The 21,149-nt window shown below is 63.8% G+C and carries 23 protein-coding genes and 1 tRNA gene; 14 read left to right on the forward strand and 10 right to left on the reverse strand.

Going from position 1 to position 21,149, the window contains the following annotated elements:
* The first annotated feature begins 296 nt into the window (after positions 1-296).
* Positions 297-617 (forward strand): hypothetical protein, encoded by a 321-nt coding sequence (locus AC07R1_RS23080; RefSeq protein WP_047335447.1) that lies wholly within the window; start codon positions 297-299, stop codon positions 615-617.
* Positions 618-699: 82 nt separating this feature from the next.
* On the opposite strand, the gene AC07R1_RS23085 is transcribed toward AC07R1_RS23080, so the two are convergent.
* Positions 700-1,110 carry a hypothetical protein gene (locus AC07R1_RS23085; RefSeq protein ID WP_011058723.1) on the reverse strand — a complete coding sequence of 137 codons (411 nt, stop codon included), beginning with the start codon at positions 1,108-1,110 and terminating at the stop codon, positions 700-702.
* Positions 1,111-1,369: 259 nt separating this feature from the next.
* Here AC07R1_RS23085 and AC07R1_RS23090 point away from each other — a divergent pair, with 259 nt between their 5' ends.
* Genes AC07R1_RS23090 through gltS form a run of 3 tightly spaced genes read left to right on the forward strand, consistent with a single transcriptional unit; the run spans position 1,370 to position 4,313 of the window.
* The gene (locus tag AC07R1_RS23090) at positions 1,370-2,095 is read left to right on the forward strand and encodes an IclR family transcriptional regulator (RefSeq protein ID WP_019093890.1); all 726 of its coding nucleotides are present in this window, start codon (positions 1,370-1,372) and stop codon (positions 2,093-2,095) included.
* 18 nt (positions 2,096-2,113) lie between these two features.
* Entirely contained in the window at positions 2,114-3,052 is a 939-nt protein-coding gene (gene hutG, locus AC07R1_RS23095; protein WP_041115264.1) for a formimidoylglutamase, read from the forward strand.
* Between the two features lie 52 nt (positions 3,053-3,104).
* On the forward strand, positions 3,105-4,313 hold the full coding sequence (gltS, locus tag AC07R1_RS23100; RefSeq protein WP_011058726.1) for a sodium/glutamate symporter: 1,209 nt from the start codon (positions 3,105-3,107) through the stop codon (positions 4,311-4,313).
* On the opposite strand, the gene AC07R1_RS23105 is transcribed toward gltS, so the two are convergent.
* Complete coding sequence (locus AC07R1_RS23105; RefSeq protein ID WP_041115266.1) at positions 4,314-5,291, reverse strand: alpha/beta hydrolase family protein; 978 nt, start codon at positions 5,289-5,291, stop codon at positions 4,314-4,316.
* Positions 5,292-5,340: 49 nt separating this feature from the next.
* Entirely contained in the window at positions 5,341-5,670 is a 330-nt protein-coding gene (locus AC07R1_RS23110; RefSeq protein WP_041751913.1) for a hypothetical protein, read from the reverse strand.
* Positions 5,671-5,792: 122 nt separating this feature from the next.
* Here AC07R1_RS23110 and AC07R1_RS23115 point away from each other — a divergent pair, with 122 nt between their 5' ends.
* The 3 genes from AC07R1_RS23115 to AC07R1_RS23125 all read left to right on the forward strand — a co-directional run bounded on the left by AC07R1_RS23115 (position 5,793) and on the right by AC07R1_RS23125 (position 7,340).
* Positions 5,793-6,134: an isochorismate lyase gene (locus AC07R1_RS23115; RefSeq protein WP_065364820.1), complete on the forward strand. Its 342-nt coding sequence runs from the start codon at positions 5,793-5,795 to the stop codon at positions 6,132-6,134.
* Between the two features lie 252 nt (positions 6,135-6,386).
* Complete coding sequence (locus AC07R1_RS23120) at positions 6,387-6,845, forward strand: hypothetical protein (RefSeq protein WP_019093885.1); 459 nt, start codon at positions 6,387-6,389, stop codon at positions 6,843-6,845.
* Between the two features lie 171 nt (positions 6,846-7,016).
* The gene (locus AC07R1_RS23125) at positions 7,017-7,340 is read left to right on the forward strand and encodes a hypothetical protein (RefSeq protein ID WP_019093884.1); all 324 of its coding nucleotides are present in this window, start codon (positions 7,017-7,019) and stop codon (positions 7,338-7,340) included.
* A gap of 266 nt (positions 7,341-7,606) precedes the next feature.
* Here the strand turns inward: AC07R1_RS23125 and AC07R1_RS23130 are convergent.
* From AC07R1_RS23130 to AC07R1_RS23145, 4 genes are all read right to left on the reverse strand, one after another.
* Positions 7,607-7,682 (reverse strand) — tRNA-Phe (locus tag AC07R1_RS23130).
* 104 nt (positions 7,683-7,786) lie between these two features.
* The gene (locus AC07R1_RS23135) at positions 7,787-8,059 is read right to left on the reverse strand and encodes an oxidative damage protection protein (protein ID WP_011058732.1); all 273 of its coding nucleotides are present in this window, start codon (positions 8,057-8,059) and stop codon (positions 7,787-7,789) included.
* Complete coding sequence (mutY, locus tag AC07R1_RS23140) at positions 8,056-9,123, reverse strand: A/G-specific adenine glycosylase (protein ID WP_053148603.1); 1,068 nt, start codon at positions 9,121-9,123, stop codon at positions 8,056-8,058. Before mutY ends, AC07R1_RS23135 begins: the two co-directional genes overlap by 4 nt.
* Entirely contained in the window at positions 9,120-11,345 is a 2,226-nt protein-coding gene (locus tag AC07R1_RS23145; RefSeq protein ID WP_053148606.1) for an AsmA family protein, read from the reverse strand. Before AC07R1_RS23145 ends, mutY begins: the two co-directional genes overlap by 4 nt.
* Before the next feature lie 342 nt (positions 11,346-11,687).
* On the opposite strand from AC07R1_RS23145, the gene AC07R1_RS23150 reads away from it, so the two are divergent.
* From AC07R1_RS23150 to AC07R1_RS23180, 7 genes are all read left to right on the forward strand, one after another.
* Positions 11,688-13,349 carry an OFA family MFS transporter gene (locus AC07R1_RS23150; protein ID WP_011058735.1) on the forward strand — a complete coding sequence of 554 codons (1,662 nt, stop codon included), beginning with the start codon at positions 11,688-11,690 and terminating at the stop codon, positions 13,347-13,349.
* A 237-nt stretch (positions 13,350-13,586) separates the two neighbouring features.
* A complete protein-coding gene (gene hisB, locus AC07R1_RS23155; protein ID WP_011058736.1) occupies positions 13,587-14,180 on the forward strand; it encodes an imidazoleglycerol-phosphate dehydratase HisB in 594 nt (197 codons plus the stop codon).
* Complete coding sequence (hisH, locus tag AC07R1_RS23160) at positions 14,180-14,818, forward strand: imidazole glycerol phosphate synthase subunit HisH (protein WP_019093880.1); 639 nt, start codon at positions 14,180-14,182, stop codon at positions 14,816-14,818. Before hisB ends, hisH begins: the two co-directional genes overlap by 1 nt.
* The gene (locus AC07R1_RS23165) at positions 14,819-15,079 is read left to right on the forward strand and encodes a DUF2164 domain-containing protein (RefSeq protein WP_011058738.1); all 261 of its coding nucleotides are present in this window, start codon (positions 14,819-14,821) and stop codon (positions 15,077-15,079) included.
* Between the two features lie 42 nt (positions 15,080-15,121).
* Positions 15,122-15,859, forward strand: coding sequence for a 1-(5-phosphoribosyl)-5-[(5-phosphoribosylamino)methylideneamino]imidazole-4-carboxamide isomerase (gene hisA, locus AC07R1_RS23170; RefSeq protein WP_007921811.1), 738 nt, complete (start codon positions 15,122-15,124; stop codon positions 15,857-15,859).
* 9 nt (positions 15,860-15,868) lie between these two features.
* Positions 15,869-16,639: an imidazole glycerol phosphate synthase subunit HisF gene (hisF, locus tag AC07R1_RS23175; protein ID WP_015633827.1), complete on the forward strand. Its 771-nt coding sequence runs from the start codon at positions 15,869-15,871 to the stop codon at positions 16,637-16,639.
* Between the two features lie 63 nt (positions 16,640-16,702).
* On the forward strand, positions 16,703-17,458 hold the full coding sequence (locus AC07R1_RS23180) for a substrate-binding periplasmic protein (protein WP_053155988.1): 756 nt from the start codon (positions 16,703-16,705) through the stop codon (positions 17,456-17,458).
* Positions 17,459-17,496: 38 nt separating this feature from the next.
* Here the strand turns inward: AC07R1_RS23180 and AC07R1_RS23185 are convergent, their stop codons facing one another.
* From AC07R1_RS23185 to AC07R1_RS23195, 3 genes are all read right to left on the reverse strand, one after another.
* Positions 17,497-18,303 carry a divergent polysaccharide deacetylase family protein gene (locus tag AC07R1_RS23185; RefSeq protein ID WP_495110976.1) on the reverse strand — a complete coding sequence of 269 codons (807 nt, stop codon included), beginning with the start codon at positions 18,301-18,303 and terminating at the stop codon, positions 17,497-17,499.
* 115 nt (positions 18,304-18,418) lie between these two features.
* On the reverse strand, positions 18,419-19,729 hold the full coding sequence (locus tag AC07R1_RS23190; protein WP_011058743.1) for a S41 family peptidase: 1,311 nt from the start codon (positions 19,727-19,729) through the stop codon (positions 18,419-18,421).
* Between the two features lie 31 nt (positions 19,730-19,760).
* Complete coding sequence (locus tag AC07R1_RS23195; RefSeq protein WP_019093876.1) at positions 19,761-21,047, reverse strand: murein hydrolase activator EnvC family protein; 1,287 nt, start codon at positions 21,045-21,047, stop codon at positions 19,761-19,763.
* Between the last annotated feature and the right edge of the window lie 102 nt (positions 21,048-21,149).

Consider the following 21,149-nt stretch of genomic DNA (forward strand, 5'->3'; position numbering starts at 1 on the left):
CATGGCGTTTCATGGACAGCCCGCTGGCGAAATAGTAGCCTGCGCGCTCTTCGATAAGAGCTCTTGCGTGCCAGCGTGAGAGGAGCTATGGAATAGCGCTGTATTGCAAGGGATTGAATGCTTGTCGGGGCCCTGAATCCGCCTTCTGCCTCTGTCCCTTGTTCCCTGCGTAGCCGCCATGGTTCCTGAGTGTCAGCGCCTGCCTGACAGTCCCGGCTCGAAGAACGAGCATTCAGGGTTCAATGGTGATCGCCCGGCCATTGGTCCCTTAAAGAAAGGGCGGCAAGGAGACGCGCATGGCGTTCACTAAAATCATCTTCAAAAACCCGAACACCGGAGCCATCAAGGAAGCGCCAGTCGGTTTCTCCTGGACCGTGTTCTTCTTCGGCTTCATCCCGGCACTGTTCCGCGCCGACTGGAAATGGGCTGCCATCATGTTCCTGCTGGCCATGTTCACCTTCGGCCTGAGCAACCTGGTGTTCATGTTCATCTACAACAAGCTGTATGTACGCGACCTGATCGGCGCAGGCTTCAAGGCCCAGTCCATCGCCAGCGGCGACCTCAGCTTCGCCAGCTCGCGCATCGGCATGGAAATCCCTCGGCTGGAAGCCGCCTGAGCATCACGCCAGGCTGTTTGGCTGAAACGGAAAAGGGCGCATTCATTGCTGAATGCGCCCTTTTTTCATGCCCGGAAGAAACTCAGCCTTCGGCGCTGAACAGTGCCTGGGATGCGGCCATGTAGTCGGCCTGGAAGGCCTCGGACTCGATCCAGGCCAGGGCCGTGGCCTCGTCGGCCTCGGTGGACCAGTTACGGTATTCGATCAGCGCCGCAAGGATGAAGTCCGTGGCGCCCTGTTCGCCCTCCTGCTCATAGACCAGCTCCAGCAGCGGGTCCGAGAGGAAGACCGTGCACAGTGCCTGCTGGCTGGTTTTCTCGGCGTCGCGCATCTTCACGAACAGCTCGGTCAGGTCCACCGATTCGAAGTCGATGCGGCTGTCGTTGGGGTCCAGTTCCAGCTCCGAGGTCGGTGCGGTGCGCTTGGCGCGGTTCTGCTTGGCCTTGGCCTTTGCCCGGGCGGCACGTTTGTGTTGTTTGTCGATCGATGCCATGGGCGTCTTACCTTGTTGCGCAAAGGGGCGGCGCTCGCGGATTCGGGGCGAACGGCCGGTCAGGCGGGAAAGGATGCCAGCAAATCGCCGCGCTGGCACCCGCCAAGGCCTCAAGGCGGGTACCGACGATCCTGCATGGGCCGAGGTCCATTGCGGCGCAGCACCTGTGCCAAAGGTTTTTTGCAGCCTTTTCCCACTGCCTGGGAATCTGATTTCATTTGCCGGGAAACTCCATGCACCATGGCTGCAAGAGGCCGCTATGCACTACCACACGCCCACTGACCGTCTGCTGCAAATACTCGTGGCCCTGGGGCAATCCCCGGAGGCCATGTCTGCCAAGGAGCTGTCGCTGAACCTGCAGCAGCCCCTGAGCAGCACCTATCGCCACCTCAAGACCCTGCTGCGCTGGGGGCTGGCCCAGGACAATGGCCAGGGCCGTTACCTGCCAGGGCCCGCTTGCCTGCAACTGGCGAAGAAGTTCGACCGCGAAGGCCTGCTGGTGACCCTGGCCAAGCCGGAGCTCAACCGTCTGGCCGAACTCAGCCAGGAAAGCGTCGCGCTGATGGTGCCAAGCAACGGGCAGGCGATCTGCATCGAGCTGGTGGACAGCCCGCAGCCCTTGCGCTGCTGCTACCAGAAAGGCCTGGCGCAGCCGCTGCTGCTGGGCGCCTCGGCCAAGGTGTTGCTGGCCTACATGGAGCCTGAGCTGTGCTTGTCGATCCTGCGCCAGCAGGGCGTCGAGGAGGCGGATTTCGCCGCGCACCTGGACAGCTACGGGGCCATTCGCGCCGCCGGGCATGCGGTGAGCCTGAGCGAGATCGATCTGGGCATCTGGGGTGTCAGCGCGCCCTTGCTGGACAGCCGTGACCGCTTGCAAGGCGCCATCAGCCTCATGGCCCCGGCGTTCCGCGCCGAACAGCGCAGTGAGCGGCTGATCCGCTGGACCCGCGAAGCGGCCCAGCGCCTGAGCGCCCGACTGGATTGAATTGACTGGAGCAAGACCATGATCAGCACCGCCCCCATGCACCTGTGGCAGGGTCGTATCGACCTGGCCGAAGGCCTTGCCGCCCGGCGCTGGCACCAGTGGGTGCAGCCCTGGGCCGAACAGCAGCCGGCGGGTATCGCCTTGCTCGGGCTGGCCTGTGACGAAGGGGTCAAGCGCAACCAGGGGCGCACCGGTGCCAGCCAGGGCCCGGCAGCCTTGCGCGCGGCCCTGGCCAACCTGGCCTGGCACGGCACCGGCCCGCTGTACGACGCAGGGGACGTGACCTGTACCGACCACCACCTGGAAAGCGCCCAGCAACGCTACGCCGAGCGCCTCGGCCTGTTGCTCGAACAGGGGCACCTGGCCCTGGGGCTGGGCGGTGGTCATGAAATCGCCTTTGCCAGCTTCAGTGGCCTGGCCGATCACCTGCGCCGCCAACAGCCCTGCCCGCGCATCGGCATTCTCAATTTCGATGCCCACTTCGATCTGCGCCATGCGCCGCAAAGCAGCTCCGGTACGCCGTTCCGGCAGATCGCCGAATACTGCCGGCAGGCCGGCATGCCTTTCGAGTATTGCTGCCTGGGGGTCAGCGAGTTGAGCAACACCCAGGCGCTGTTCGAGCAAGCCCGGGAACTCGATGTGCGCTACCTGCTGGACCGGCAGATGCAGGGCTGGAACCTGCCGGCAGTCGAGGCCTGCCTGGACGCTTTTCTCGACGGTATCGACGTGCTCTACATGACCCTGTGCCTGGATGTGCTGCCAGCCAGCCAGGCTCCCGGCGTCAGCGCGCCCTCGGCCCACGGGGTGGATGTGCAGGTGGTCGAGCACCTGGTACGCCGTGCTCGGGCCAGCGGCAAATTGCGCGTGGCCGACATTGCCGAACTCAATCCCGGGCTCGACCAGGACCAGCGCACCGCCCGTGTGGCCGCGCGTCTGCTGGCCAGCCTGATTCACTGAGGGGCATGCCCCTCGCCGCGCAACACCACAATGACAAGAAGAGATGTTTGCCATGCCGACTTTTGAATTGGACGCGCTGACCACCCTGGCGCTGGCCCTGATCCTGCTGGGGGTGGGAGCCCAGCTGAAGAAACGCAGCCGCTGGCTGACCCAGCTCTGTGTCCCGGCGCCGGTGATCGGCGGTTTCGGCTTTGCCCTGATCGTCTGGCTGCTGCGCGATCAGCAACTGCTGGCGATCAAGCTCGACACCGCGATCCAGACGCCCTTGATGGTCGCGTTCTTCACCACCGTGGGCCTGGGGGGCAGCCTCGGCCTGCTGCGTCGTGGCGGCAAGATCCTGTTCGTCTACCTGGGGGCCTGCTGGTCCCTGGCGCTGCTGCAGAACCTGGTGGGGGTCGGTGCCGCCAAGGCGCTGGGCATCGACCCGCTGCTGGGCATCATGGCCGGTGCGGTGTCCCTGGAGGGTGGCTTTGGCGCGGCGGCGGCCTTTGGCCCGATCGCGGAAAACCTCGGGGCGGTGGGGGCCACCACGGCGGCCCTGGCCTCGGCCACCTTCGGCATGGTTGCCGGCGGCTTGCTGGGCAGCCCGCTGGCGCGCTGGCTGATCGAGCGCAACCGCCTGCAGATCCAGGCCGATCAGGTCAGTACCCTGCAGCACCTGGAAAGCGCTGCCCAGGGTTCGGTGGCGCCTTTGGATGCCCCGACCCTGCTGCGCCTGCTGACCTGCATTCTGCTGATCATGGTGCTGGGTTTCTGGATCGGCAGCGCGCTGAACGAGCACCTGGGCATCGTCCTGCCAAGCTACGTGGGGGCGATGTTCGTGGCGATCATCCTGCGCAATCTCAATGACCGGGCGCGGATCATCGACATCCCCGACAGCGCCGTGAGCACCCTGGGCGACGTATGCCTGGGGGTGTTCCTGACCATGGCCATGATGAGCCTGAAGTTCTGGGAACTGGAACAGCTCGGCCTGCCGCTGCTGGTGATCCTGGTGGTGCAGGTGCTGGTGATGGTGCTGCTGTGCGTGTTCCTGCTGTTCCGCCTGTTTGGCGGCAACTACGACGCGGCGGTGTTGTGTGCCGGCTTCATGGGCCACGGCCTGGGGGCCACGCCCAATGCGGTGGCCAACATGGGCGCGATCTGTGATCACTACAAGGTCTTTTCCTACAAGGCCTTCATCATCGTGCCGCTGTGCGGTGCGGTATTGATCGACATCGTGGCGATCCCGCTGATCACCTGGTTCATCAACGCCTTTGCCTGATCAGCGCCCCGGCGTCAGCTCTTGCCCCGGGCTGTTCGGGGCCGGGCTTGCGTGCTGCAGCCAGTGCAGCAGCAGCGGCCAGAGCCGGCTTTCGAAGCGGCTGTGGAAGAAGGCGAAGTGGCCGATCTCGACCTCACCGATGTCCTCGGGGCGAATGCGCCAATGGGTGCGCGTGCTGTTGTCGAAGTAGCCCAGTAGCCGCTCGATGGCTGCCACGGTGCCGAAGGGGTCGTCGCTGACGCTGATGGCGAGGATCGGGGCGCTGACCTGGGCGAAGGGCTGCCCACTGCGCTCTGCGGCCAGCCTGCGGCCGCTGGGGCGGCCTTCGTAGCGTGGGTGCGGGGTGGCCCAGTCGCGGACCACCCCGGCGGGGGTGTCTTCCATCCAGCCCAGGCGCTTGCCGGGGAAGTAGCCGTACAGGCGGGTCAGCAGGGGCATCAGCACATGCCACTTGCCCAGCATGCGCCAGCGCTGGGCGGGCACGTAGTCGCGCCAGTAGGCGAACTGCGCGCCCATGGTGGCCGCGCGGCGGATCACCCCGGCGGAGGCCGCCAGGCCCAGGGCGCAGCCGCCGAAGCTGTGGCCCACCACGTCGATCGGTTGCCCGGGAAACTCGCGCCGGGCGCGTTGCAGCATGGCTTCGAAATCCAGCGCGCCCCAATCCGACCAGGATGCCTTGAGCCCCTTGAGCGAGGCCGGGCGCGACTCGCCGATGCCGCGGTAGTCGTAGGTCATCACGTCGAAGCCGTTGGCGAACAGGTAGTCGGCGAAGCGAAAGTAATAGCGGCAGCGCACCGAGGTCGCGGCGTTGATGATCACCACTGCGCGCGCCGGATCGGCTTGCGCGTGGCGCCAGCTGAAGCCGCCAAGGCGGAAACCGTCCGCCGCCACTTCGCTGAAGCGTTCACTGGGGCCGGGCGCCGGCTCGGCAGTGGCGGGGCGGGCGGCAGGCAGGTCGGGCGAGGACAGCAGGGACATGGGCGGTTGTTCCTTGGCGGCTGTAACGGGCCGGAGCGACCCCAGGCGTTCAGCGACGATTTTTTTGTGCGCCCATTAATACCCGGGCGATCCACAGCGCGGCAACTGCCAGGGCTCCTAGCAACAGGGTGCTGGTGCCCTGCCAGAGCAGCTCGATATAAAACTTGGTGGGCTGCAACGCCTGGCTGTAGGCGAGCTTCGGCCCGGCACGGTTGCTGGTGACGATCTGCCCGTCCAGCAGCGCGCTTACCAGGGTCCAGCCCAGCAGCGCAGTCAGTGCCAGCAGCACGCTGCCGATCAGCAAAAAAAACCAGGCCCCGCTGCGGGTCTTGCCGGGCTGGGGATGGGGCAGGCGGACTCGGGTTCGTTTCTGGTTCACGAGAGCAGTTCCTTTGCGCCCGGATGGGCGGATGCCTGCAACTTTACTCCCAGGCGGGCCCATGGGAATAATCCGGGCCCGGTCGAGCCCGGGTATCCCTATTCGTCGGTGGAGCCTTGAGCATGGAAGTGAAGAACCAGATGAGCCCGGAACAATGCCAGGGCATGGACGATATCCGCCGGGAAATCGATGCCCTGGATCGAGCGGTCATCGCCTTGCTCGGCGCGCGCTTCCAGTACGTACTGGCGGCATCGAAATTCAAGACCTCGGCGGCCACCGTGCGCGCCGAGGAGCGTTTCAAAGCCATGTTGGCCACTCGTCGCGATTGGGCGGCGGCCGAAGGCCTGAACCCGGATGCCATCGAGAAGATGTACAGCGATCTGGTGCAGCACTTCATCGCCGAGGAGATGAGGCATTGGCAGGCGGCGCAGGCTCCGAGCCGAGGGGCTGGTCCCCTAGCCTAGGTACCTTTGGTTAAAGGCCTCACGCCGAATCGATCTAAACCGCCCTGTGTCAGGTTTTACACTCAATAGCAGGAGCTATGGGCGAGCCTGGTTGCACAAGGCGAGCGAGGGTTTTCATTCGGCTTCTGGCCTGAGACATGGCCTGGCCATTCAAGATGAAGCAGGGGAGACCCGGGCGCTGCCGTCCCGGGGCCAGAGGCCTGACGGTGGCGTCCCATTCAGTGGTTCGAGACGAACCCGGGAGTGGTCATCATGAAGTCCTTTTCTATGAGTGTCCTGTCAGGTGTCATCGCGGTGCTGCTATTGGCCGCACCAGTGAGCGTGCGCTCCGCCTCCACCAGCAATGAGCCGATCGACCCGGCTGGCGTGCAATTGGAGCCGCTGCAACAGAACGGCATTTCCTATGTCAGCGGCGGCATCGGCCTGGACGAGTCGCGGGCCATTCAGCAGGCCAAGGGTTACAACCTGCACATGACCTTTTCCGTCGGCTCAGGGAATGAATACACCTCGGATGTCGATGTGCTGATCCAGAACCCGCAAGGGCATCAGCTGTTGAGCCTGAGCGGAGTGGGCCCGATCGTCTTTGTGCAGTTGCCGGCCGGCAGATACCAGGTCATCACCACCCGCAAAGGGCTGGAACAGCGCAGCATGGTCGACATGGGCGTGGCGACCATGCGTGATCTCAACGTCCACTGGAATAACGGTTACTGAGAGAGGGCTGGAATGTTGCCCGGTGCTGAGTCTGGGCAATGGCCAATTGCACGCATGAAAAGTCCTGAATCGAGTGATTCAGGGTTTTTGCGGGTCGCTGCCAAATCAGCGGCCGGGTGTAGGAACCTGATCATAAGAAGCACCCAGCGCTTTGGGTGTTGTTTGCTGTCTATGCGTTATGGCAGCTGTACGCGGGCACGCTTCGGCGTGGCCGGATCTTGTGACCGTTTCCTACCCCGCGTGCCGCTGTTCGATCTTCTGGCCTGCGCCGATCAGCGCATACGCGTCCTCCACAAGCTGGTGAACAGCCTGTCCTGCATGACCGCGCAAGCTGCCGACGCCAGCGATCTGTTCCAGATCGCCGACATCGCCTCGTTGCTGCTCGGTGATGGCGTGGCCTTGCTCGATGTGGCCCAGGGGCAGGCGATGGAGGCTGTAGACGGGGCCGCTGATCGGCGCAGGCAGATAATGAGTGAAGGCAGCCAGGATCGATAGGATTCGGGCTGCCTTCAAACTGGCCTGACGCAGCCCTTAAGTCCCCACAGGGGGGGGGCAGCCTGAAGGGTTGGCAAACTGAGAGAGTGCCGGCAAGCCACGACTTGAGTCGGGTCATGGGGGGCGGGGTATCTCTGCCGGGGTGCAACACTCTTGGCGGTGCAGGTTATACGGGGAAGGGCCAAATCTCAGGCAACAAAAAACCCGCACTAGGCGGGTTTTCTGGTTGCTTTCACGTGATGCATACACCACCTGAAAGCTGAAGGTGGTGCCCAGAGACGGAATCGAACCGCCGACACGGGGATTTTCAATCCCCTGCTCTACCGACTGAGCTATCTGGGCAACGGGGCGCATTAAACGGGTTTTTCAGGGGGGCGTCAAGCAAGTTTTGAAAAAATGTTTAATTATTACCGTCGCTTACGTTCCACCCCCGATTTTCAACAGCTTTACTCAGCCGGCGGCACGTAGCCGTCGGCCTTGGCGTATTCCTCGCCGGAGAAAAACTTGTCCATCTCGCCCTGCAGATATTTGCGATCGTCGGCATTCATCATGTTCAGGCGCTTTTCGTTGATCAGCAGGGTCTGGTGTTTCTGCCAGTCGGCCCAGGCCTTGGCCGAGACGTGATCGAAAATATCCTGGCCCTTGGCCCCCGGGTAGGGAGGGCGCTCCAGGCCCGGCAGTTCTTCCTGGTACTTGCGGCACATTACGGTGCGGGTCATGACGACTCTCCTGCATTCAAGACTTCGGCCGCGCGTTTGAGCAGTGTTTTCACCGGGGCGGCAAGGCCCAGGCGCGGCGGGGTGGCGAGGTTATACCAGAGCCAGTCGGCCTCGGCGACGTGCAGGGCCGACTCTTCGACCCGGATCAGCCAGGGTTCGATGGCCAGCTGGAAGTGGCTGAAGGTGTGCACCAGCCCGGGCATTTGCTGTTGCTGGCCCAGTTCCAGGGAGTGCTGCAGGGCCAGGTGCTGGATGTCGTCCAGGCCATCCAGCTCCGGCAGGCTCCACAACCCGCCCCAGAGGCCGCTGGAGGGCCGCCGGTAAAGCAGGATGGCGCCTTCGCGGTTGGCCAGCATCGGCATCAGGGTGCGCTTCTGAGGCACTTCCTTGCGTGGCTTGGGGATCGGGTAGCGGGTTTCCAGGCCGAGCATGTGGGCTTCGCAGCCGCGCTCCAGGGGGCACAACAGGCAGCTGGGCTTGCTCCGGGTACAGAGCGTCGCCCCCAGGTCCATCATCGCCTGGGTGTAGTGGTTGACCCGGCTATGGGGGGTGAAGCGCTCGGCGGCGGCCCACAACTGCCTGGCCACCTTGGGCTCCCCGGGGTAGCCCTCCTGGGCCGTGAAGCGCGCCAGCACCCGCTTGACGTTGCCGTCGAGGATCGGCGCCCGCAGGCCCATGCTGATGCTGGCGATGGCGCCGGCGGTGGACAGGCCGATGCCCGGCAGCTCGGTGAGCTTTTCCACGTCCCGGGGGAACTCGCCGCCGTATTCGGCCATGACGATCTTCGCGGTCTTCTGCAGGTTGCGCGCCCGGGTGTAGTAGCCCAGGCCGGTCCACAGGTGCAGCACTTCGTCTTCCGGGGCTTCGGCCAGGGCCTGCACCGTGGGCAGCGAGGCCATGAAGCGGTCGAAGTAGTTGAGCACGGTGCTGACCTGGGTCTGTTGCAGCATGATCTCCGAGACCCACACCCGATACGGGTTGATGTCCTGCTGCCAGGGCAGGTCATGGCGGCCGTGGCGGTCGTACCAGTCCAGCACCGCCGTTGAAAACGCCTCGGCTCTCATCGCTTGAACAGCCCCTTGAGCGCGTTCTTCAGTTCCGGGCTGACCTTGTCCCCCAGTTTCTCGTCGATCTTTTGCTGCAGGCGGTCACCGGCCAGCTTGGCCGCTACCTGGCCCAGGCCGTCCTTGTCCAGGCGGCAGGCCTTGGCCCCCAGCTCCAGCGGGCCGCGGCAGCGCAGCGGCAGCTCGATGCCGGTAAAGCGCTCGCCCACCTGGCAGGCCGGGTCCGGGTTATCCCGCAGGTCGCCTTCGACAATGATGCCGACCCGGTAGTCCATGCCCAGCACTCGCAGGTCGATGTCGCCGTTGCCGTTCACCGTCATGCCGGGGATGCGCACTTTCAGGTCCGGGTTGCTGGCCACGCCATTGCGCAGCGTCAGGTTGCCCTTGAGCTCCTGGAAGGGCGTGTCCTTGCCCCGTGGCGTGCTGCTGAGGTTCTTGCGGTTGAGCACGGCGATGCCCTGGCACAGCTGCTGTTCGATATTGGCGTTGAGCAGCACGCCGTTGTTGATGACGAAGCTGGCGGTGCCGTTGAGGCTGTCGATCAATGCCTTCTGGCTGTTGCCGCTGCCGCTGAGGTTGCTGTTCAGAGTCACCAGGCCCTTGACCGGAGGATTCTGGCCCTGGCTTTCGAGGATGCGTTCCACCGGCACCCGGTTGATCTTGGTCTGCAGGCTCAACTGCGGTGTGCTCTGGCGCACATCGAGGTTGCCGCTGGCATCGAAGCTGCCGTTGTACAGCTCGCCGCGCAGGCTGGAAAGCTTGAGCAGGCCACCCTGGCCGGAGGCCTTGAGTGCGGCATTCTGGATCGGCAGCTTGTCCAGGGTCAGTTGGCCGAAGTTCAGGTCGGCATCGACGTCGAGTTTGCTCAGGCGCTCCACCGGCAGCAGGCGGTCAGTACTCCAGGCGCCCTTGGTCGGTGCGTTGGGCAGCGGGGTGCTGCCGGCTCCGGCCATGGCATCGGCTTCGCTGCTCTGCACTTCGGCCTTGCGTGCCGATGCCGCGCTGTTGGCTTCGGCGGACTTGGGCGGCAGGTAGCGGTCGACATTGAAGGTGTCGGCCTTGAGCTGGGCGCGCAGGGATTGCTTGTCGAAGTCCTCGATGGCCAGGCGGCCGCTGAAGGTGCTGTCGTCGAGCTTCAGGTTCAGGTCTTCCAGGGCCAGGCTGGTGGGCGTGCCTTGCAGGCGGCTGACCAGCTCGACCTTGCTCAGGCTGCCTTCACCCATGGCGGGCAGGGTCTGGCCGATGCTGTCGACGAATCTCGCCAGGTCGAACTGGGCAATGGAGATGCCGCCGCTGATCTGCGGGGTCTTGTCCAGGTCGTTGACCTTGAGCTCACCCAGGGCGCGCAACTGATTGAGGGAGACCTTCAGGCCGGTCCACTGGGCAACGTTGGCGGCCTGGTCCAGCAGCAGCTGGCCCTGGGCTGCGAAGGTCAGGGTCTTGCCTTGCAACGGGTCGCCGGCGGCTTCGCCGGACAGGCGCATGTCTTCGAACTGGTAGCGCTGCAGGGCGCGGTCGAAGCGCAGTTCGCCATTGAGTTCGGTGCGCACGCGCACTGCGGGTTGGCTGCTGGCGAGGAAGGCCGTGAGCTTGACCGGGGTGTTGGTGGCTTCGTGAATCGGCCCGGTACTCAGCTGGATGCTTTCGGCGGTGAACTGCTTGTCGGTCTGTTCATCGTTGTACTCAACCCGGGCGTTGTTCACGGTCAGGCTGTCGATGTCCAGGCGGATCGGCTGCGCGGGTTTGTCCGCACCGGCTGGTGGTTGGCTGGCTTCGCCGGTGCTGGCGGCCGGAGTCTCGGCCTGCTTGTCGGTCGGTGCGGCCTTGCCAATGTCCTGCCAGTTGCCGTGGCCGTCCTTGTTGCGGGTCAGGCGCAGGTTCAGGCCTTCGACACGCACATCGCTCATCTGCACTTCGCGGCGCAGCAGCGGCAACACCCGGACCGACAGGCCGAGCATCTGCAGGTCGGCGAAAGGTTGGGTCGGGTTGGCCAGGGTGGCGACGCCGGCATCGTGCAGTTCCAGGCCCAGCCAGGGGAACAGGCTCCAGCCGATGTCGCCATTGAGCGTCAGCTCGATGTGGGCCTTGTCGCGGGCAATCTGGCGAATCTCGTCTTTGTAGTCGTTGGGATCAAACAGGTGGGTCAGGGCGAAGCCCAGAGCCACGATGATCAGCAACAGCCCGAGAATTACCAGACCCAGGATTTTGCCGAACGCTTTCATGGGCGAGTCCTTGTATGTCGAATTCAAAATTTAGCGGGGGAGTATAGCGCTCTGAACCTGACGACTGGTCACCCATTGCAGTTAGAGGTTTTTTCGTTGTAGCGGTTTTTTTTGGCCAGCGGCCTGGCCTGTGGGCAAAGCAGCTGCGGGAAAAAAGGTGATGTCAGTTTGGTTTTTTAGTTTGTCGCAAATGGTAACCTCTCGCGGTTCGTCCGCCCTTGTGCGACTTAATGTCGCGTCTGCCCAAATGGAGCTTTACTCAATAAAACGACCGCGCCGGTGTGCCAAGGTCGTCGCAGAAGAGTGGCCGATGAACAATTCTAATAATTGGGGGAAACATCCATGAGCACTAGCAACGCGGCGGCCAGTCCGTCCGCTCAGCCAGCGTTCTTGTCCAAAGAACGCATCATCGCCAAGCCCGGTTTCAACCGCTGGCTGGTTCCGCCGGCCGCTCTGGCCATCCACCTGTGCATCGGCATGGCCTATGGCTTTTCGGTGTTCTGGCTGCCGCTGTCCAAGGCCCTGGGCGTCAGTGCGCCCGTGGCTTGCGAGCCCGGCATGGGCTTCATCGCGCAGATCTTTTCGTCCCAGTGTGACTGGCCGATCTCCATGCTCGGCTGGATCTACACCCTGTTCTTCATCTTCCTGGGGTGCTCGGCGGCGATCTGGGGCGGCTGGCTGGAACATGCCGGCCCGCGCAAGGCCGGTGTGGTTTCGGCACTGTGCTGGTGCGGCGGCCTGCTGATCTCGGCGCTGGGGATCTACACCCACCAGATCTGGCTGATGTGGATAGGCTCCGGGGTCATCGGCGGTATCGGCCTGGGCCTGGGCTATATCTCCCCGGTGTCGACCCTGATCAAGTGGTTCCCGGACAAGCGCGGCATGGCCACCGGCATGGCGATCATGGGCTTTGGCGGCGGCGCCATGGTCGGTGCGCCCCTGGCGGCGGCCCTGATGGGCCACTTTGCAACGCCGACCAGCGTTGGCGTGTGGCAGAGCTTCCTGGTGATGGCGGCCATCTACTTCGTGTTCATGATCGGTGGCGCCCTGGCCTACCGGGTTCCGCCTACCGGCTGGAAGCCTGAGGGCTGGACCGCACCGGCGAAGAAAGCCGCCAATGCGATGATCACCCACCGCCACGTGCACGTGAACGTGGCCTGGAAGACCCCGCAGTTCCGCCTGGTGTGGCTGGTGCTGTGCCTCAACGTTTCGGCCGGTATCGGCATCCTCGGCATGGCCTCGCCCCTGCTGCAGGAAGTGTTTGCCGGCAAGCTGCTGGGCAATGGCCTGACCTTCAGCCAGCTGGACGCCGGGCAACTGGCGCAGATTGCCGCGATTGCCGCCGGCTTCACCGGTTTGCTGAGCCTGTTCAACATCGGCGGGCGGTTCTTCTGGGCGTCGTTCTCCGACTACCTGGGCCGCAAGAACACCTATTTCGTGTTCTTTGCCCTGGGCTTTGCCCTTTATGCGCTGATCCCGAACCTCGGCCACCTGGGCAATATCGCCCTGTTCGTGGCGGCGTTCTGCATCATCCTGTCGATGTACGGCGGCGGGTTCGCCACGGTGCCGGCCTACCTGGCGGACCTGTTCGGCACCCAGATGGTGGGCGCTATCCATGGTCGCCTGCTGACCGCCTGGGCCGCGGCGGGCGTGCTGGGCCCGGTGCTGGTGAACTACCTGCGCGAGTACCAGCTGAGCATCGGCGTCGAGCGCGCTGCGGCTTACGACATCACCCTGTACATCCTCGCCGGCCTGCTGGTGCTGGGCTTTTTGTGCAACCTGCTGGTGCGCCCGGTGGCCGACAAGTACTTCATGACCGACGAGCAACTGGCGGCCGAGCAGGCCCTGGGCCATGACAAGGGCGCCGACAACAGCGTCGTGCTGGAGTGGAAGGCCTCATCCGCCAGCCTGCCGCTGGTGATCGCTGCCTGGCTGGCCGTGGGCATTCCCCTGGCGTGGGGCGTGTGGGTCACCCTGCAGAAGACCGCGGTGCTGTTCCATTAAGGGCTTCGCCGGCCAGCCAGCTCCTGCGCAGGAGCCCGCTGGCCGGCGAACAAGGTGCCCGGGCCTGCCAGGCCTGGCGCCTTCACCGGCAAGCCGTTTTCTATAGTTGTCATGACAGGTACAGCCCCGCAGCCATTGGCTGGCGCCCGTCAGGATATTGTCCATCGTGTTTCTGTTTAGCCGCCGTGGGGCCTATACTATTCGCCTTTTTCGCCCAATGATTTTGCGGAGCTGGTGATGGCCGAACGTAAGGCATCTGTCGAGCGCGACACTCTGGAAACCCAGATCAAAGCCTCGATCAACCTGGATGGCACCGGAAAGGCCCGATTCGATATCGGCGTGCCCTTCCTTGAGCACATGCTGGACCAGATCGCCCGGCACGGGCTGATCGACCTGGACATCGAAAGCAAGGGCGACCTGCATATCGACGACCACCACACCGTGGAGGATGTCGGTATCACCCTCGGCCAGGCATTCAGCAAAGCCATCGGCGACAAGAAAGGCATCCGTCGCTACGGCCATGCCTATGTGCCGCTGGATGAAGCCCTGTCCCGCGTGGTGATCGACTTCTCCGGCCGCCCCGGCCTGCAGATGCATGTGCCGTTCACCCGCGCCACCGTCGGTGGTTTCGATGTCGACCTGTTCCAGGAGTTCTTCCAGGGCTTCGTCAACCACGCCAACGTGACCCTGCACATCGACACCCTGCGCGGCACCAACACTCACCACCAGATCGAGACCGTGTTCAAGGCCTTCGGCCGCGCGCTGCGCATGGCGGTGGAGCTGGACGAGCGCATGGCCGGCCAGATGCCGTCGACCAAGGGCGTGCTGTAATGCAGACCGTCGCCGTCATCGACTACGGCATGGGCAACCTGCACTCGGTGGCCAAGGCCCTGGAGCACGTGGGCGCCGGCAAGGTGCTGATCACCAGCGATGCCAGCGTGATTCGCGAAGCCGACCGGGTGGTGTTCCCCGGAGTGGGCGCGATCCGTGACTGCATGGCCGAGATCCGCCGCCTGGGCTTCGATGCCCTGGTGCGCGAGGTCAGCCAGGACCGTCCGTTCCTCGGTATCTGCGTGGGTATGCAGGCGCTGCTCGACCACAGTGAAGAGAACGAAGGCGTGGACTGCATCGGCCTGTTTCCCGGCCAGGTGAAGTTCTTCGGCAAGGGCCTGATCGAGGATGGCGAGCACCTGAAGGTGCCGCACATGGGCTGGAACGAAGTGAAGCAGGCGGTGGATCACCCGCTGTGGCACAACATTGCGGACCTGGCGCGCTTCTACTTCGTGCACAGCTACTACATCAATGCCGGTAACGCGCGGCAGGTGGTGGGCAGCGGTCACTATGGCGTGGATTTCGCCGCGGCGCTGGCCGACGGCTCGCGTTTCGCCGTGCAGTTCCACCCGGAGAAAAGCCATACCCACGGCCTGCAGCTGCTGCAGAATTTCGCCGCCTGGGACGGTCGCTGGTAAATGGCGATCAAGAAACCCAAGCCGCCGATCCTGAGCCTCACTGCCGAACAGGAGAGCGAGGCGACGCACAAGATCAAGCGTTTCCTGGAGGATCGGTTCGAGCTCGAGCTGGGCTCGTTCGAAGCGGCGGAGGTTCTTGAACTGTTTACCCGCGAAATTGCTCCGCACTATTACAACCGGGCGATTTTCGATGTGCAGGCGCACCTCAAGGAGAGGTTCGAAAGCATCGAAAGCGACCTGTGGGCGCTCGAGAAAAACTGATTTCCGAGTGAAGCTGAACAATCGAACTTGAAGGTTTGCCAGATGCTGATTATTCCCGCTATCGATCTCAAGGACGGCGCCTGTGTGCGTCTGCGCCAAGGCCGCATGGAAGACTCCACGGTGTTCTCCGATGACCCGGTGAGCATGGCCGCCAAATGGGTTGAAGGGGGTTGCCGGCGCTTGCATCTGGTGGACCTGAACGGTGCCTTCGAAGGCCAGCCGGTCAACGGCGAGGTGGTCACCGCGATCGCCAAGCGTTACCCGAACCTGCCGATCCAGATCGGTGGCGGCATCCGCTCCCTGGAAACCATCGAACACTATGTGAAGGCCGGCGTGAGCTACGTGATCATCGGCACCAAGGCGGTCAAGGAGCCGGAGTTCGTCGCCGAGGCCTGTCGCGCGTTCCCCGGCAAGGTGATTGTCGGCCTGGACGCCAAGGACGGTTTCGTCGCCACCGACGGCTGGGCTGAAGTCAGCAGCGTGCAGGTCATCGACCTGGCCAAGCGCTTCGAAGCCGACGGCGTGTCCGCCATCGTTTATACCGACATCGCCAAAGACGGCATGATGCAGGGTTGCAACGTTCCCTTCACCGCAGCCCTGGCGGCGGCCACCAAGATCCCGGTGATCGCTTCCGGCGGTATCCACAACCTGGGCGACATCAAGGCCCTGCTGGATGCCAAGGCGCCAGGAATCATCGGCGCCATTACTGGCCGCGCGATCTATGAAGGCACCCTCGATGTTGCAGAAGCCCAGGCTTTCTGCGATTCGTACCAAGGCTGAGGATTCGCCATGGCACTGGCCAAACGCATCATCCCTTGCCTGGACGTGGACAACGGCCGGGTGGTCAAGGGCGTCAAGTTCGAGAACATCCGCGATGCCGGTGACCCGGTAGAAATCGCCCGTCGCTACGACGAGCAGGGTGCCGACGAAATCACCTTCCTCGACATCACCGCCAGCGTCGATGGACGCGATACCACCCTCCATACCGTCGAGCGCATGGCCAGCCAGGTGTTCATCCCGCTGACTGTGGGCGGTGGTGTGCGCACCGTGCAGGACATCCGCAACCTGCTCAATGCCGGTGCGGACAAGGTTTCGATCAACACCGCAGCAGTGTTCAATCCCGAGTTCGTCGGCGAAGCGGCGCAGCACTTCGGCTCCCAGTGCATCGTGGTCGCCATTGACGCGAAGAAAGTCTCCGGCCCGGGTGAAACCCCGCGCTGGGAAATCTTCACCCATGGCGGGCGCAAGCCCACCGGGCTGGACGCGGTGGAGTGGGCGAAGAAGATGGAAGGCCTGGGTGCCGGCGAGATCCTGCTCACCAGCATGGATCAGGACGGCATGAAAAACGGCTTCGACCTGGGCGTGACCCGGGCCATCAGCGATGCCCTGGGGATTCCGGTGATCGCCTCCGGCGGTGTCGGCAACCTCCAGCACCTGGCCGACGGCATCATTGAAGGCCATGCCAGCGCAGTGCTGGCGGCGAGCATTTTCCACTTCGGCGAATACACGGTTCCCGAGGCCAAGGCCTATATGGCTCAGCGCGGGATTGTTGTGCGGTAGCCACTGGACAGCATGGCGTGCTCACGGCACTCTTGAGCACGCCATGGATTCCGGTAGCCCGTCATGTTCAAACGTCTTCTAGTGGTTGTCGCCAGCGCTTCGCTTGTTCTTTGCGGCCTCGCCCGCGCTGATGAACCCGCCGACACCTCCCTGGTGTTGCTGACGGAAAACTTCCCTCCCTACAACATGGCCAAGAACGGCAAGAACTTCGCCCAGGGCGAGAATATCGACGGCATCGCCGTGGATATCGTCCGCGAAATGTTCAAGCGTGCCGGAATCAATTACAGCCTGACCCTGCGTTTCCCCTGGGAGCGTATCTACAAGATGGCGCTGGAACAGCCGGGCTATGGTGTGTTCGTCATGGCGCGCCTGCCGGACCGCGAGCCGCTCTTCAAGTGGGTCGGCCCCATTGGCCCGGATGACTGGATCATGCTGGCCAAGGCCGGCAGCACCATCAGCCTCGAATCCCTGGAGCAGGCGCGCAAGTACAAGATCGGCGCCTACAAGGGCGATGCCATTGCCGAGACCCTGACCAAGCAGGGCCTGGCACCCCAGGTGGTGCTGCGGGACCAGGACAATGCCAGGAAGCTGGTGGCGGGGCAGATCGACCTCTGGGCCACCGGCGACCCGGCCGGGCGCTACCTGGCCAAGCAGGAGGGCATCAGCGGCCTCAAGACCGTGCTGCGCTTCAACAGCGCCGAGCTGTACCTGGCCCTGAACAAGGACGTCTCCGATGAGGTGGTGGCCAAGCTCCAGGCGGCCCTGGACCAGATGCGCCAAGAGGGGCTGGTGGAAGAGATCATGGGGCGTTACCTGTAGGCGCTTCGCTGGCAAGCCAGCTCCTGTGGCGAAGGCCTCTAGCGATAAACCCCGTTCTTGCCATGCCCGGCCATGGCCTTATTGCTGCGCAGGCTGATCATCGACTTGATATCGATCCACTCGATGCCCTGGGCCTTGAGCCTGGGCAGCTCACGTTCGAGCACTGCCAGGGTCTGTGGATAAGGGTGGCCGATCATCACCGCCGAACCCTGTTTGCGCGCCAGTTTGATCGCGGTCTGCAACTGTTGGCTGATCGCCGCTTCGGTACGTTCGTCATCCAGGAACACATCCCGGGAAACACTGGCCAGGCCGATCTTCTGCGCTTCGGCGGCGGCCACCGTCTGGGCGCTGGTGCGGCTGTCGACGAAGAATTTGTGTCGCCGCTGCAAGTCGGCCATCAGCCAGGCCATGGCCTGGGGCTGGGCGGTCATGCGGCTGCCCATGTGGTTGTTGATGCCGCTGGTGTAGGGCACGGCCTGGAAGGCGGCGTCCAGGCGTTTTTGCAGTTCTTCGACGGGCAGCTCGGGGTGCCAGGCGAACGGCCCGGTGGCCGGGTCCATGGGCATGTGCAGGATGACGATCTTGCCGGCGCGATGGGCCTCGCGGGCAAATTCGGCAGCGTGGGGCGTGTCGGGCATGATCGCCGTGGTGACCGGGCCGGGCAGGGCCAGTACGCGACGGTCACGGGGCAGGTTCTGGCCGAGGTCGTCGATGATCAGGCTCAGGTAGGCCTTGGGCGCAGCGGCTGTGGGTTCGGCGGCTTGGGTCGCGAGGGGCAAGAGGCACAGCAGGGTGAGCAGCGGGGCCTGGAGCGAGCGCAACAGCAGTGAGCAGCGGGAAATCATGGGGATCGGGATCAGGCCTTTAGGGGGATGGGCACCCTGGCGGGCGCTTGGCTGGCGAGCCAGCTCCTACGCAAGCCGGCTCCTGTAGGAGCCGGCTTGCCGGCGAAGGGTTCAATCATTTGCCGCGGGTGATGCTCAGCCCCTTGAGCAGGCTCAGGGCCTGGGCCAACTGGTAGTCGTCGTCCTGCGGCATCGGCTTGGCCTTGCTCGCTGCACCACTGGGCTTGTCGGCGCCGCCGTTGCCATTGCCCAGGTGGCCCTGCAGGTCGGCTTCCTTGAAGTACTCGCCGTCCTGGGATTCGCTGGTGATCTTGGCGCGGCGCACTTCGATGTCCGGAACGATGCCCTGGGCCTGAATCGAGCGGCCGTTGGGGGTGAAGTACAGCGCGGTGGTGATCTTCAGCGCCCGGTCGTTGTTCAGCGGCAGCACGGTCTGCACCGAGCCCTTGCCGAAGCTGGTAGTGCCCATCAGTACTGCGCGCTTCTGATCCTGCAGGGCACCGGCGACGATCTCCGAAGCCGAGGCGCTGCCGCCGTTGATCAGCACCACCATCGGCACGGCTTCGCTTTCGTCCTTGCCGGTGGCGGAGAAGCGCAGTTCGGAGTTGGCGATGCGGCCCTTGGTGTAGACGATCAGGCCCTTGGTGATGAAGTGGTCGACCACCTCCACCGCGGCTTGCAGCACGCCGCCCGGGTTGTTGCGCAGGTCGAGGATGATGCCGTTGAGCTTCTTGCCGTTGTCCTTGCGCAGCTTGGCCAGGGCCTTGGAGACTTCCTCGCCGGTCTTGACCTGGAACTGGGTGATGCGGATGTAGCCGTAGCCCGACTCCAGCAGCTGGCTCTTCACGCTTTTCACCTGGATGGTGGCGCGGGCCAGGGTCACGTCGAACGGCGTGCCGCCGTCGCGCACCAGGGTCAGGGTGATCTTCTGGCCGATCTTGCCGCGCATCTTGTCCACGGCTTCGGTCATGGTCTGGCCACGGGTCGGCTGGCCGTTGATCTTGACGATCAGGTCGCCGGCCTGGATCCCGGCCTTGGATGCCGGGGTGTCGTCGATGGGCGAGACCACCTTGATGAAGCCGTCCTCGGCGCCGACTTCGATGCCCAGGCCGCCGAATTCGCCGCTGGTGCTTTCCTGCAGTTCGGCGAAGTCTTCCGGGCCCAGATAGGCAGAGTGCGGGTCGAGGTTGCTGAGCATGCCCTTGATGGCATTCTCCAGCAGGGTCTTGTCGTCTACGGGTTCGACATACGCGGCCTTGATGCGGTCCATGACCTCGGCGAAGGTGCGCAGCTCTTCCAGCGGCAAGGGCGCCTTGGTGGTCGCGGCGGTTGCTGCTTGAGCGGTTTCGGCGGCAAACGCCTGAGGCGCTCCGATCACCAGGGCGATCGTCAGGGCCAGCGAGGTAAGGCGGGACAAATGCAGCATGTCGAACGAACTCCTAATTTAGATGCAGCGCTTATCCTTGCGCGTGGCACCACTGTGCCGGGTCGCTGGGGCGGCCCTGCTGACGAATTGCAAAGTACAGCGCAGGAGTGTCCTGTCCGCCACTATTACCGACGGTGGAGATGGACTCTCCGGCCTTGACCACGTCGCCGGCTTCCTTGAGCAGCGTCTGGTTGTGTCCGTAGAGGCTCAGGTAACCGTTGCCGTGATCGAGGATCACCAGCAGGCCGGCGCCGCGCAGCCAGTCGGCGAACACTACCCGGCCACCGTGCACGGCGTGCACCTGGCTGCCGGCGGCGGCGCTGATCATCACGCCGTCCCACTTGGAGCGGGAGTCGTCGCCACGGGTTTCACCAAAGCGTGCCAGTAGTCGACCATCAACGGGCCATGGAAGTTTTCCCCGGGCTGAAGCAAATGCCCCGCCATAGGAAGGGCCGGCGCTGGAAACCAGGGCTCCAGGGCTTGATCTTGCGGGTTTGCGCGGCTCATCGCTGGCGTCGGCCTGGGCCTCACGCAAGCGCTTTTTTTCGGCTTCCTGCTGGGCGATCAGCGCTTTCTGCCGCGCTTCCTCTGCCTCGCGAGCCTGGCGTGCCAGGGTTTCCTCGATGGTTTTCAGGACCTTGGCCAGGTCGGCCTGGTCCTGTTCGCGGGCCTTGAGCTTGTCGTCACGGGCCTTCACATCGTTGTTCAGCTTGGCCAGGGCCAGCTGGCGCTCCTTGCGCACCTTGTCGAGTTCTTCGCGCTGGGTGTCTAGGCTGCTTTTCTGCACCAGCAACTGGGCCTGCTGCAGGGAGATGTCCTTTTCCACATTGGCCAGCTGGCGCAGGGTCTCGTTGAAATTCTTCAACTGCTCCAGGCGTGCCTGGCTCAGGTAGTCGTAATAGGTCAGGGTGCGGGCGAATTTTTCCGGGTTCTGCTGGTTGAGCAGCAGCTTGAGGTATTCCTGGCGCCCGTTCTGGTAGGCCGCGCGGGCCTGGATGGCGATCAGTCGCTGCTGTTCAGTGCGCGCGCTCTGGAGTTTTTTTTTCTCCTCATCGAGTCGCTGCAGCTCGGATTCGCTTTTCTTCAGCTCTTTTTGCAGGGCCTCGACCTGCTTTTCCAGCTTGCCCATCTCGGTTTCGGTGCCGCGCAGTTCTTTCTGCACCCCGGACTTCTCTTCCTGCAGCTTGCCCAGCAGCTTTTTCAGCTCGGCAATGTCCTGACGCGTGGCGTCCAACTGTTGTTGGGTTTGCGCGCGCTCGTCGGCGAAAGCCGGTTGGAGCAGGCAGATCAGAGCAAGGGTAATCAGGGCGCGAAGCATAGAGGCGGGCGACACCAGGGAAAGGGACGGCCTAGTATGCCCGCCCATCGCTGCAAAAAAAACGCCTCAAAGCCAACTGCTTTGAGGCGTTCGTCATAAAAA

It is taken from the genome of Pseudomonas sp. GW821-FHT07F01 (genome assembly GCF_059418825.1).